Origin of the sequence: Halioxenophilus aromaticivorans, from assembly GCF_042850945.1 — a bacterium.
Lineage (GTDB): Bacteria > Pseudomonadota > Gammaproteobacteria > Pseudomonadales > Cellvibrionaceae > Halioxenophilus > Halioxenophilus aromaticivorans.
Genome location: NZ_AP031496.1, coordinates 2093196 through 2105759, shown reverse-complemented (window position 1 = coordinate 2105759; position 12564 = coordinate 2093196). Strand labels below are relative to the sequence as shown.

The 12564-nt window shown below is 53.7% G+C and carries 11 protein-coding genes; all 11 read right to left on the bottom strand.

Translation table 11 applies throughout. The features are described from left to right. Positions 1-110: 110 nt before the first annotated feature. The 11 genes from der to ACGHM3_RS09075 all read right to left on the bottom strand — a co-directional run bounded on the left by der (position 111) and on the right by ACGHM3_RS09075 (position 12491). On the bottom strand, positions 111-1571 hold the full coding sequence (gene der / locus ACGHM3_RS09125; RefSeq protein WP_345418597.1) for a ribosome biogenesis GTPase Der: 1461 nt from the start codon (positions 1569-1571) through the stop codon (positions 111-113). 103 nt (positions 1572-1674) lie between these two features. Then, positions 1675-2895, bottom strand: coding sequence for an outer membrane protein assembly factor BamB (gene bamB / locus ACGHM3_RS09120; RefSeq protein WP_345418594.1), 1221 nt, complete (start codon positions 2893-2895; stop codon positions 1675-1677). A 2-nt stretch (positions 2896-2897) separates the two neighbouring features. Continuing rightward, positions 2898-3572, bottom strand: a complete 675-nt coding sequence (locus tag ACGHM3_RS09115; protein WP_345418591.1) for a tetratricopeptide repeat protein — start codon at positions 3570-3572, stop codon at positions 2898-2900. A gap of 84 nt (positions 3573-3656) precedes the next feature. Beyond that, positions 3657-4946 (bottom strand): histidine--tRNA ligase, encoded by a 1290-nt coding sequence (gene hisS / locus ACGHM3_RS09110; protein WP_345418588.1) that lies wholly within the window; start codon positions 4944-4946, stop codon positions 3657-3659. A 49-nt stretch (positions 4947-4995) separates the two neighbouring features. Further along, positions 4996-6105 (bottom strand): flavodoxin-dependent (E)-4-hydroxy-3-methylbut-2-enyl-diphosphate synthase, encoded by a 1110-nt coding sequence (gene ispG, locus ACGHM3_RS09105; protein ID WP_345418585.1) that lies wholly within the window; start codon positions 6103-6105, stop codon positions 4996-4998. A 22-nt stretch (positions 6106-6127) separates the two neighbouring features. After that, entirely contained in the window at positions 6128-7144 is a 1017-nt protein-coding gene (locus ACGHM3_RS09100; protein WP_345418583.1) for a RodZ domain-containing protein, read from the bottom strand. After that, a complete protein-coding gene (gene pilW, locus ACGHM3_RS09095; RefSeq protein WP_345418580.1) occupies positions 7137-7913 on the bottom strand; it encodes a type IV pilus biogenesis/stability protein PilW in 777 nt (258 codons plus the stop codon). The genes ACGHM3_RS09100 and pilW overlap by 8 nt, the downstream gene beginning before the upstream one ends. An 89-nt stretch (positions 7914-8002) precedes the next feature. Further along, positions 8003-9148: a 23S rRNA (adenine(2503)-C(2))-methyltransferase RlmN gene (gene rlmN, locus ACGHM3_RS09090; RefSeq protein WP_345418577.1), complete on the bottom strand. Its 1146-nt coding sequence runs from the start codon at positions 9146-9148 to the stop codon at positions 8003-8005. 114 nt (positions 9149-9262) lie between these two features. After that, positions 9263-9688: a nucleoside-diphosphate kinase gene (ndk, locus tag ACGHM3_RS09085; RefSeq protein ID WP_345418574.1), complete on the bottom strand. Its 426-nt coding sequence runs from the start codon at positions 9686-9688 to the stop codon at positions 9263-9265. Positions 9689-9969: 281 nt separating this feature from the next. After that, positions 9970-11124: an IscS subfamily cysteine desulfurase gene (locus ACGHM3_RS09080; protein WP_345418568.1), complete on the bottom strand. Its 1155-nt coding sequence runs from the start codon at positions 11122-11124 to the stop codon at positions 9970-9972. 80 nt (positions 11125-11204) lie between these two features. Beyond that, entirely contained in the window at positions 11205-12491 is a 1287-nt protein-coding gene (locus ACGHM3_RS09075; protein WP_345418565.1) for a valine--pyruvate transaminase, read from the bottom strand. Between the last annotated feature and the right edge of the window lie 73 nt (positions 12492-12564).

Here is a 12564-nt window from a genome sequence, read left to right as displayed (position 1 = left end):
CGGTCGATTGAATAGAACTTTTATGAGCTTAAAGCCCTGGAGGGAGACCCAAAATGAGAACTGGAGCGAGAAGCGAGAAGTTTAGAAAACGGATCTAACAACAGAGGCGCTTAGCGCCCCTGGCGTGGAGTTTGTTTGCTACGCCTATTGGCGCGCTTGTTGATTTTCTTGTTGGCCAATGCAGCTTTATTGGTGGTTTCCGATTTACCCTTGGCCCGGGATTTGGCATTAGGTTTTATCTTGGGCTTAGCTTTATTAGCGTAGGGGTTTTCCGTGGTTTTAAATTCGATGCGCAGCGGCGTGCCGTGCAGATCCAACACTCGGCGGAAGGTTTTTTCCAAATAACGTTTGTAGTGCGCTGGTACGGCCTCGGTTTGATTGCCATGGATAACAATAATGGGTGGGTTGTGACCACCGGTATGTGCATAACGCAACTTAATTCGACGGCCATTGATTAGCGGTGGCTGATGTACCGAAACGGCATCTTCCAATATGCGCGTGAGCTGATTGGTGGACAACTTAACTTTAGCCGACTCGTAAGCCTGCTCAATGGACTCGTACAAATGGCCCACGTTGGTGCCGTGCAAAGCCGAGATGAAATGCATATCCGCGTAATCAACAAACTGCAGACGACGCTCCAGCTCATTTTTAACATAGGATTTATGCTCGCTCTCCAGGCCATCCCATTTATTTAAGGCCAACACCAGCCCTCTGCCGGCATCAATAACCTGCCCCATAAGGTGCAGATCCTGGTCAACAATGCCCTCTGTGGCATCCATAAGCAATACCACCACGTTAGCATCGGCAATGGCTTGTAAGGTTTTAACAATGGAGAATTTCTCCACCACCAGAGAGACATTTTTACGACGCCGAACCCCGGCGGTATCGATTAAGGTAAAGGGCTTTTCGTCGCGCTCATAATCGATATAGATACTGTCCCGGGTGGTGCCTGGATGGTCATAGACCACAACCCGGTCTTCACCCAACAGGCGATTCACCAAGGTCGACTTGCCCACATTGGGCCGTCCTACTACCGCAATTTTCAAACGATCGGATTCTTCTTCCTGTTCAGATTCGTCTTCCGGGAGGCTGTCGAGGACCTCGGTCATCAGTGTTTTTACGCCACGCCCGTGTGTGGCGGTGGTTGGGTACAAATCCCCCAACGCCAACTCGTAGAAAGGCGCCATGGCCACATCGTGGTTAACGCCGTCAATCTTATTGGCAACGATAAAGGTTTTTTTGCCACTTTTACGCAGGTGTTCGGCAATTTGTTGATCAACACTGGTTAAGCCTGCGCGGCTGTCCACTACAAATAGCACCAGGTCGGCTTCATCGATGGCCGCTATGGATTGGCTGGCCATGGCGGTATCGATGCCCCGCTCATCGCCGCTCAAACCACCGGTATCCACAACAATAAACCGGCGGCCAAACATATTAGCCTCGCCGTATTTACGGTCTCGAGTCAGGCCTGGAAAGTCTGCCACCAGGGCATCACGACTGCGAGTAATCTGGTTAAACAACGTGGATTTGCCAACATTGGGGCGACCCACCAGGGCGATGACCGGTAGCATTTTTAGAGAAACCTTTTAAAAGCGTGGCGGATAAACGCCAAAATCTACTTATGAGTGCGTTTGCAGTACGCAGGGCCCAGGAGCCTGGGCCCGCTGGGGAGTGTTAATCGTCTTGTTCAGTGATTTCAGACAGGGTCAGTACGTGTAATCGACCGTCGTTGTCCAAAACCAGCAGCTTATCACCCATCACTGAAAGTGGCGAATTCACGCCGCTGCCGTCGATTTTTTTACGCGCCAGGTATTCGCCAGTGCTGGCATCTAACACATGCAAATGGCCATCAGCATCGGCCACTACCACGAAGCCCGAAAGATACGCAGGCCCGGTGAGTGAACGGTGCAACATTTGATCGTTGGTCCAAACTTCTTCACCATTAGCAATGTTAAACGCCACCAAGGAATCGTCATCGGTGGTAACAAACACCGCCGAGCCGTTACTGGCCAAATTGCTGTGGGTGGATACATCCTGCGCCCATATACCGCGGCCTGCAGCCCGACTTAGGGCGACAATTCTACCCTGATAGCTGGCCGCAAAAATCAAGTCGCCCACCATCAAAGGCGTGCCATCAACATCCACCACGCGCTCAAATTCAGTGCGGCCTTTGGGGATCGCCACACGCTGATCCCACATGGCTACGCCATTGTCTGGGTTGATGGCGGCGATTTTACCGTTATCGAAACCGGCTACTACCATGGACGGGGTCACCAAAGGCGAAGCGGAGCCGCGCAGAGACAACACCGCTTGCGGGTTATCGTACTGCCAGCGCTTCTCACCGGTAGCCAGATCCAGGCCGTGGATTTTACCGTCCACCGTGTGCACCACCACGACGTCGTCGTTAGGTTGCGGCGCCGATAGCACCTCGGAAGATACCTGCTGGCGCCAGCGCTCCTCGCCGGTTTCGGCATCCAGTAAAAATACTTGGCCTTCGTAGCTACCCACCGCCACAGCGTCGTCGAAAATACCTACGCCACCGGAGGTTGGTACGGGCTTGTCGTCTTTGCGCATCCAGGTACCCGGGCGGTACCAACGGCGCTCTATGTCGTAGGTGACGGGTTCTTTTAACCGCACCCGCCATAACCGGTCGCCGGTTTCGGAATCGTAGGCGCTAACGTAGCCACGGGCATCCATTAACACCACGCGGCCTCGAGAATACGCCGGTTGAATAAGGTTGTAACGCTTGTTATCGATACTGCCGGCGTCTTTACTCCAGACTTGATCAAATTTGACTTTGTTGTCGATATCGAGCAGCTTTTCGGGTTTCAGGTCACCGGAGCTGGAGCAGCCGGCCAACACCGCGCTGGCTGCTAGGACTATCAAAAACCGCATGCTTATTTTGCCTCAACCAAGGATTGTTCTGTGGCGTACTGGTCGCGCTTCATTTCTAAAAATTGACGCCGGTTGCCCTGTTCGCTAGGCAAACTGGCCAGCGCTTCCTGGTAGGCGTCGTAGGCCTTACTGGATTCGCCTTTGGCGGCTAGTGCATCACCTTTCACCTCGGCAAAGGCGCTGGTGAATTCCTCCAAGGGAGCGCTGCTGACGAGGTCCAGAGCCTCGTCCAATTGCCCCTGGGCAATAGCCAAACGCGCAATACGCTGGCTAATGACCGCTTTAGTGGCTGGGTCTTCTGTGTGTCGATCCGCCCATTGCAGTTGTTTTTTGGCTTCGTCCAAGTTGTTGTCAGCCACGGCGTATTTGGCCAAAACTAGGGCAGCATTGATGGCGTATTGGCTGGACTTGTACTGCTCTTTAATTTGCTCACCCAAAGTGGCCACTTCCACCAACTGGGATTCAGACAAATCAAGGCCAGTGTCTGCAATATCGCTCAGTTGTTGATACATAGCCGAAGCGCCTTCTTTTTGCGCTTGCTTATTAGCCTGCCAGCCCTGCCAGCCAAAATAGCCCGCAATGGCAATAACAATCACCGCCAGGGTGTTGGTGCCATTGTCTTTCCACCACCGCTTAAACGCTTCAATTTGTTCTTCTTCGGTTAGATGTGCGCTCACAGGCTCACTCCTTATGGTTGTTAGTAGTCCCAGCTCGTTTGCCCGATTAGGTTCGAGAGCTAGTTTGGCTGTGTGCCCTATTCTTTATTCAGCAATTTCTTTGTTGAGCAATGCACCCAAGCGTTCTAAGAGGTCCGACTGGGCGATGGTTTCTTGCTCGGCGCCACCGCGCAGCGGCTTAACCGTTACCTGCTGATTGCTGGCTTCGTTCTCCCCCAGAATCAACGCCAACTGAGCACCGGTTTTATCCGCTTTTTTCATTTGGCTTCTAATGCCACCACCACCACAGTGGCTGATAAGGCGCAGTTGCGGATAGTGGCTGCGAATCTGTTCTGCCAACTGCAGTGCCGGCAGCTGAACGTCACCGGCAGCTACCAAATACACATCGGCCGAGGTATCCAGACCACGGGGAACCAAATCCAGTTCCTGAAGCAGCAACACAAGTCGCTCGACACCCATGCCAAAACCCACAGCGGAAGTACTACGCCCACCCAATTGCGCAACCAAGCCATCGTAACGGCCACCGGCACACACGGTACCTTGTGCGCCAAGGTGCGTTGTCACCCATTCAAAAACGGTTTTGTTGTAGTAATCCAAACCACGCACCAGCCGTGGGTTAACGGTGTAGCGAATACCCATACCGTCAAGTAATGCACACAAGCCCTCAAAGTGGCTGCGACTTTCTTCGTCGAGATAGTCAGCCAACTGTGGGGCATCTTTTAACAGAGCTTGAGTGTTGCGATTTTTACTGTCCAAAATGCGCAACGGGTTAGTACCTAGGCGTCGCTGGCTGTCTTCGTCAAGCTGATCCTGCACGCCACTAAGGTGTTCCACCAGGGCCTGCTTGTAGTTGGCGCGAGATTCCAGGGAGCCAATGCTGTTCAGCTCCAGGGTAACAGCATCGCTCAGCCCCAAGGACTGCCACAATCGCGCCGTCAGCACCAAAATCTCGGCGTCGATGTCCGGGCCATCGAACCCAAAGGCTTCTACACCAAACTGATGAAATTGACGCAAACGGCCCTTTTGCGGCCGCTCGTGGCGAAACATGGGGCCCATGTACCACAGTTTTTGGGTTTGGTTGTACAATAAACCATGCTGCTCACAGGCACGCACACATACTGCCGTTCCCTCTGGGCGCAAGGTCAAACTGTCGCCATTGCGATCGGCAAAGGTGTACATTTCTTTTTCAACGATGTCCGTTACTTCACCGATGGAGCGTTTAAACAGTTCGGTTTGCTCCAGTACCGGAAAGCGAATGTTCTGATAGCCATAGCTGGCGAACAATTGGGTAACCTTGCCTTCCAGGTACTGCCATACCGCAGCGTCCCCGGGCAAGAGATCGTTCATGCCACGGATGGATTGAATTTTACTCAAAGGATGTCCTGTTTACGTGTACTTTGTCAGCTGAAGGGTTTACCGGCCACTAACCTTTGGCGATGAGTTGTTCTTCTTCCGCCGCTTTGGCCGCCGCGCGTTGGCGAATCATTTTTTCGAGGTTATCGACCAAGTCTTCGTTGCCCAGTTTGCTGTCGGGTTTACCGGCAACGTAGATTGAGTTGGGCTGGCCGCCGGCTAAACCGATATCGGCCTCCCGCGCCTCACCAGGGCCGTTCACTACGCAACCGATAACGGCCACATCCAAAGGTGTGGTCACGTCCTCGAGCCGCAACTCTAGCTCGTTCATGGTTTTGATGACATCAAAGTTTTGCCGTGAGCAGCTCGGGCAGGCGATAAAGTTAATACCTTTGGAACGCAGGCGCAGACTCTTGAGCAGGTCCCAGCCGACTTTAACTTCTTCCACTGGGTCGGCGGCTAATGAAATACGCAGGGTATCACCGATGCCGTCCATCAATAGCGCGCCTAAGCCCACCGCAGATTTCACCGTGCCGCCGCGCAGGCCGCCGGCTTCGGTGATGCCCAAGTGCAGGGGTTGTTCGATTTGTTTGGCTAATTGCCGGTAGGCTTCCACTGCCATAAATACATCTGAGGCTTTAACAGAAACCTTAAAATCCTGAAAGTCGTAGCGGTCGAGAAACTCCACGTTACGCATTGCGGATTCCACCAGCGCCTCCGGTGTGGGTTCGCCGTATTTCTTTTGTAGGTCTTTTTCTAGCGAGCCGGCATTAACGCCGATGCGAATTGGAATATTTTTGTCTTTGGCTGTTTCAACCACCGCTTGGATGCGCTTTTCGCGGCCGATGTTACCTGGGTTAATGCGCAGGCAATCGACGCCCAGTTCAGCCACCCGCAGGGCAATGCGGTAATCAAAATGGATGTCCGCAACCAGCGGGACGCTAACCTGTTTGCGAATCTGGCCAAAGGCTTCTGCTGCGTCCATGCTGGGCACCGAAACCCGCACAATATCAGCACCGGCGGCGACAATGCGCTGTATTTGATCCACCGTTGCCGCAACATCGGTGGTTTCGGTGTTGGTCATGCTCTGTACTGAAATGGGCGCATCACCACCCACGGGAACATTGCCCACCATAATCTGGCGTGAACGACGGCGTTTAATCGGCGATTGGAACTGCATAGTAATCCGATGCTAGCTAAAGTTAGAGTTCGTCACCGACGGTTAACCGCAGTGTATTTCGACCCTGGCGAGGCTCTATGGCCACCGTTGCACCGTTGTGCTGCAAGGTAGTCACCCAGGCGTTGCCGAGCATTATAGAGAAAGGCGCGTCGCCGACAACGGTTAATGTGTCTCCCGTCCGACTTAATCCCTGATGCAGCCGCTGACCAGAACCATCGTAGATTTCAATCCAGCAGTCGCCGGAGAAATAAAACTCCAATTCGTCCTTGGGTTGATTACCGGTAACCACTGGTGAAGGCACGGAAACGGGGACTGTAGGCTGCTCTGCAAACGCATCGGTACCGGCCGTTTGGGGCTGTTCTTCGACCGCCGCCTGTAGCTCTGTCGCCAGTTGAGCACGCTGCTCTGCTGCAGCTTGAGCTTCTTCTTCGGCGTTTGCTTGGGGCACGCTGTCTACGCTGGGCACGGCAACGGCGGGCTCTGCAGTGGCCGCGGGGGGTTCGGTTACCTCAACGGGCTCGGCTGGTTCAGGCTCAGGCTGGGCCGGAACTTCAGCGGCAGGGGCTTGGGCCATGGGCGGCGTTTCTTCTTCATCGCTGCCGCCCCACAAAAAGAACACCGCCATAATAATCACCGCCACGGCACCCACGAGCACTGCCCAGCTCCACTCGGGAATCGGCTTCTCTAGGGGCTGGCTGGGTGCCGGTGCTGGCTCCTCGGTAACGCCGGTATCGACGAGATGCTTAGCGTACTGCTCATAGGCTGCAATGACCTGATTTGCCTCCAAATTAAGGTGACGGCAGCAAGACCGGATATACCCTTTGACAAAAGTGGGCGCGGTCATTTCTTGATAGTTGTCGCTCTCAAGAGCCTGTAACTTTAATACAGGTAGGTTGGCCTCATGGGCCAATTCATCGATGCTCACTCCGCGCTGACTGCGGGCTTGTTGCAGCATTTCGCCCGGCGTTTGCGTTGGCCGGGGCGTTGCGGTTACTGGCGGGGGCGCGTCACCATGTTTGGTGGTGGGTAGATTACTCATCTAATAGCCGTTTGTATTCCAAGTACTCAGAGGAATAAGGGTAGAGGTTCTTCAGTGCCAGCGCTAAGCTGGCTTCTTTATCTTGGTTACCAAACACTCGCTCTAAGCGAATGCCCAACCACAGCGCCTTGGCCGTGGGTTTGTTAAAGCGTCCAGCGCGATTCAAATAGGCTTTGGCATTGGCGTAGTTGCGCTGCTCAAACTCGATTTCAGCCAGCGCAACCAAGGCGCTGAAGGATCGAGGGTTAAGGCGGATGGCCTGCTCAAAATCGGCCTTGGCTTTGTCCTGCATACCCAATCGCTGGGCGGTGTACGCCAGGTTAGTTAGCGCCATATCGCGCCGGTCGTAATCGAGGTTATCAGCCGCATTTTGGAACTGGCTTAAAGCCTCTTCATAGCGCTCCTTGCTGAGCAAGAAAACGCCGTAATTATTGTAGGCCGCGGCAAAATCCGAGTCTTTTCGTAGGGCTTTCTTAAATTCTTCCTCGGCCCGAGCCGGCTCGCCTTCCAGTTGATACAGCAATGCCGTAGCGTTGTTGATGCGCGGGTCTTCAGCGTTGATGGCTTTGGCTTTACTGAGGCTACTGCGCGCCAAATCTCGATTACCTTGGCGAATGTAGCTCAGTATCAGTTGAATCCGGGTATCAAGGGCTTTGTCTTTATCGATATTTTTAACCGGCCCGCTGGAGGTAGTCACACAGCCAACCAGCACCAAAACACCAGCCAACCCCATCAGCCCCTGCAGGCTGCGATTTATTATGTTGTTCATATCCTGAGCTAACAATCCTATTGGTCGCTTATATCTGTTCTGGCTTAGTTTAGCGCAATCGAATAACCCTCGCCCCCAGGGCTACAACCTTACACCTGACCGGCACGTGCGCGGTGACGCTCGGCGCGTCGGGTGCGGTCATTCACACTGCCGGCTAGCTGACCACAGGCGGCGTCTATGTCGTCACCACGGGTGGTTCGTACCGTGGTGGTGTAACCGGCTTGCACTAAAATTTGCTTGAAGCGATTCAGGGCGTTGTTGCTGCAACGCTTGTAGTCCGACAAGTTAAACGGATTGAAAGGAATGAGATTGATTTTTACGGGCACCTCACGCAGCAATTCAGCCAGTTCGTAAGCGTGCTCCGGGCGATCGTTAACCTGGTCGATCAAGGTGTACTCGATGGTCATTTTGCGGTGGGTATCCGGCAAACCTTCGATGTAGCGCTTAGCGCTTTCCAACAGCAACGCAATGGGATATTTTTTGTTGATCGGTACTAATTGATCGCGCAACGCGTCGTTTGGCGCGTGCAGAGAGATGGCCAAACAAGCATCGGTGTACTGCCCCAACCGATTCAGGGCCGGCACAACGCCGGAGGTGCTTAGCGTCACCCGACGCTTTGAAATGCCATAGCAGTTATCGTCCATCATTAATGCCATGGCGTCGACTACGTTATCGAAATTGAGCAGCGGTTCGCCCATGCCCATTAACACCACATTGGTGACCCGACGCGGCCCCTTGGGCTGCAACTGGCCAAAGGATTTGGCGGCAATGAACACCTGACCAATGATTTCAGCCACGCTTAAATCGCGGTTAAATCCCTGCTTACCTGTAGCGCAAAAACTGCAATCCAGCGAGCAGCCGACCTGGCTGGAAACGCACAGCGTGCCGCGCTCCCCATCCGGAATAAATACCGTCTCGATGGCACTGCCACCGGGGACTTCGAATAAAAACTTACGTGTGCCATCCGCAGAGTCCAATTGCTGCATAACTTTGGGCGGCTCAATACAGGCCAAATCCACCAACTTAGCGCGCAGATCTTTGCTGATGTTGGTCATTTGGTCGAAATCCGTCACACCCGCTTGGTGAATCCACTTGAGCATCTGTGTGGCTCGGAACGGCTTTTCGCCAATGGACGCAAACCACTCGGCGAGCTTGGCCGGCGACAAACCCAGTAAATTTACTTTGGCAATGTCGGTGGCATCGGCAGCTATGGATGTAGCGATAAACTCACTCATGTGGGGGACTCAGGCAGAAAGCGTGAAAGATTAAAAAAAACAACAAGAAACAATATATTACAAGCATTACCTAAGGCACTTTGTAAGGTGCCTTAGGGTCCGCTGTTGGCTTATTTAACGAGAGTGGATCTCGTCGGCGCCAAAGAAGTAAGCGATTTCACGCTCGGCAGACGCAGGAGAGTCAGAACCGTGAACGGCGTTGGCATCGATGGAGCTGGCGAAGTCAGCGCGGATGGTTCCGGCAGCCGCTTCTTTTGGATTGGTGGCACCCATCAAATCACGGTTGGCCAGGATGGCGTTTTCACCTTCCAAAACCTGAACAACAACAGGGCCGGAAGTCATAAAAGCAACCAAGTCTTTAAAGAAAGGACGCTCTTTGTGCTCGGCGTAGAAACCGCCCGCTTTTTCGTCGTCCAGGTGAACCATTTTCATGGCGACCAGTGTTAGGCCAGCTTTTTCGAAGCGAGCGTTGATTTCACCGATGACATTTTTAGCAACTGCATCTGGCTTAATAATTGAAAGGGTCTTTTCTACCGCCATTGCGATCTCCATAAGTAAGACTGAATAATTGAAGTACTGTATTCTCAGCCGGCTGCCCTGCGTTTACGATTGCGCGGAGCACTAGGCAGGCCTGCCGCCTGGGCGACAAGCCGAATATTTGTATAGCTATTGGCTGCAAATAAGCAGCCCCGCGTGCGCTGTGGTTCGGGTTACGACACCGCGCACTGTCCATTTCTTGGCCAAAGCGCCAAAAAAAGAGCGCGAATTATACGCCGATTCCGACATTTTGCCTACGCCTTAAGTCAGCCAGCGCGCAGGGATTACGACAACCGGCTCAGTTTAGCCAAGCCGTCCTGAACGCTGGCCACCGCCCGATCGATATCATCCATTTGCGTAAATCTTCCCACGCTGAAACGCAATGAAGCGTGGGCCAATTCCCGCCCCACGCCAATCTGCTGCAACACATACGAAGGCTCCACGCTGGCCGAGGTGCAGGCCGAACCGGAACTGACCGCCAAATCTTTTAAAACCATCATCAAACGGTCCCCTTCCTGGCCATGGAAGGCAAAATTGACGATATTGGCGACCTTATTGGACGCAGCGCCGTTAATGGAGACATCGCCCGCTGCCAAAACACCGTCCACCAGAGCAGACATTAGGGCGTGGTAATGGTGTTGATCCTGCTCTAACTCTAGCTTGGCAATGGCAAACGCTTCGCCCATACCAACGCATTGGTGGGTAGCCAGAGTGCCCGAACGCATACCGCGCTCGTGGCCACCGCCGTGCATTTGCGCACTGATCACCACCGGCGGAGTCCGACGCACATAGAGCGCACCCACCCCTTTGGGGCCGTACACCTTGTGCGCCGACAACGACATCAAATCCACCCCCAATTGCTGCGCATCGATGGCCAGTTTACCGGCGCCTTGGGCAGCATCCACGTGCAACAACACATCTTGCTGACGGCACAATTGGCTGATAGCTTCAATATCGTTGATCACACCCAGTTCATTGTTTACCAGCATCAGCGACACCAGCACCGTCTCAGGTCGCAGTGCTTTGGCCACTTGCTCTGGCTCGATTTCGCCCTGTTCATTGGGCTGCAGATAGGTGACCGCGTACCCCTGCTCTTCCAGCACCGCGAAGCAATCCAGCACCGCTTTGTGTTCAATTGTGGAAGTAATGAAATGGCTACCGGGCTTGCCGTGCGCCTGGGCAACACCTTTAATGGCAAGGTTATTGGCCTCGGTGGCGCCGCTGGTCCAAACCACTGCGCGCGGGTCGGTGGCAATCAAATCGGCCACCTGCCGGCGTGCGTTTTCCACGGCCTCCTCTGCCTGCCAGCCATAACGATGAGAGCGCGAGGCTGGGTTGGCGAATATGCCATCCATGGTTAAGCACCGCGTCATGGCTTCGGCCACTCGAGGGTCTACCGGTGTGGTGGCAGCGTAATCAAGATAAATGGGTTGTTTCATAGCAATCGAAAAAACAGCGGTTGAATTTGCGCCCAAGCTGGCTTCAATACCAGATCACTGCGCGGGAGTCATTGGCGAGCCTACCCATAAACCTGGGTCAGTTCGTCGGCCAATATCGCTACGGCTTGTTCCAACACTGGCCGCGGCTGGCAGTAGGTAATACGCAGGCATTGTTGGGCATGGGGCCAGCCGCTGTCTTCCAATCCGATAAAGAAATGATGACCAGACAACACCAAAACACCCCGGGTTTTCAGCCTTTGGTACAATTCCTGGCTGCTAATGGGCAGATCTTGGCACCACAGCCAAAGGAAAATAGCCCCCTGCGGAGCGTGAATCTTAACCGGAAGATCAGCGCAAGCGTTAGTGATTAATTCAATGGCGGTACGTGATGCCTGGGCGTAGTACGGCTGCACCATCTGCCGACTAATGGTGTTGATGTGGTCATTTTGCAACCAATGTTTAGCCAAGGCAGGCCCGGCGCTGGAGCACGCCAAGTTCAGTGCGGTATTGGCTTTGGTATAGGCCGCTATCACCTCTGGATTGGCGACAACGATGCCGGTTCTCACACCCGGCAAGCCAATTTTGGATAAGCTGAGCATATAAACCGTGTTGTCATCCCAGGGGGCACCGGCATCACTAAAGAGAATACCAGGGAAAGGCAATCCATAGGCGGCATCAATAATCAGCGGCACTTGCCGCGCGCAGGCCAGGGCACTCAAGCGCGCCAACTCGTCGTCACTGATTACATTGCCTGTAGGGTTAGTTGGACGAGACAAACAGACAGCTCCAATGCCTTGGCTGGCGCCAGGGTCGGATAACGGTAGCTGGTCGAAATCGACGTGATATTTAAACTGATTGCCGGGCAATATTTCGATTTGCGGTTTCACCGAACAAAAGAATTCGTCACAAAGCCCAGAGCTACTGTAGCCGATATATTCCGGCGCCATGGGCAATAGCACCTGCTTGCGACTGCCATCCTCGAAATCACCGGCGAACATATTAAACAGCACAAAAAACGCCGCTTGGCTGCCGTTGGCTAAGGCAATGTTGGCACTGGTCACCGGCCAACCGCAATGGCGCTGAAAGTAACTGGCCAGGGCCTCCAGGAATTCCGGGTCGCCCTGGGGTGACTGATAGTTACCGTACATCTTCTGAATGCCGTCGGGGGCGGCAAGGATCGCCTCTAGAGCCAGCTTAATCTCGTACTCTACTGCCTCAATGCGAGCCGGGTTACCTCCACCCAAAAACAGCATATCGGGATTGACCGTCAGCGCCTTACCCAAGTCATCCATAAGAGTAAAGGTGCCGCTGTCGGCGCAAAAGCGCTGACCAAAGGAAGATAACTGCTGCAAAAACGATTCAGACACAATGATTCCAACGAAGGTGGGAGTAGGCTTAAAGCAACCTGATGGGCCGGCATTGTACTGAAAAAAGCTGGGG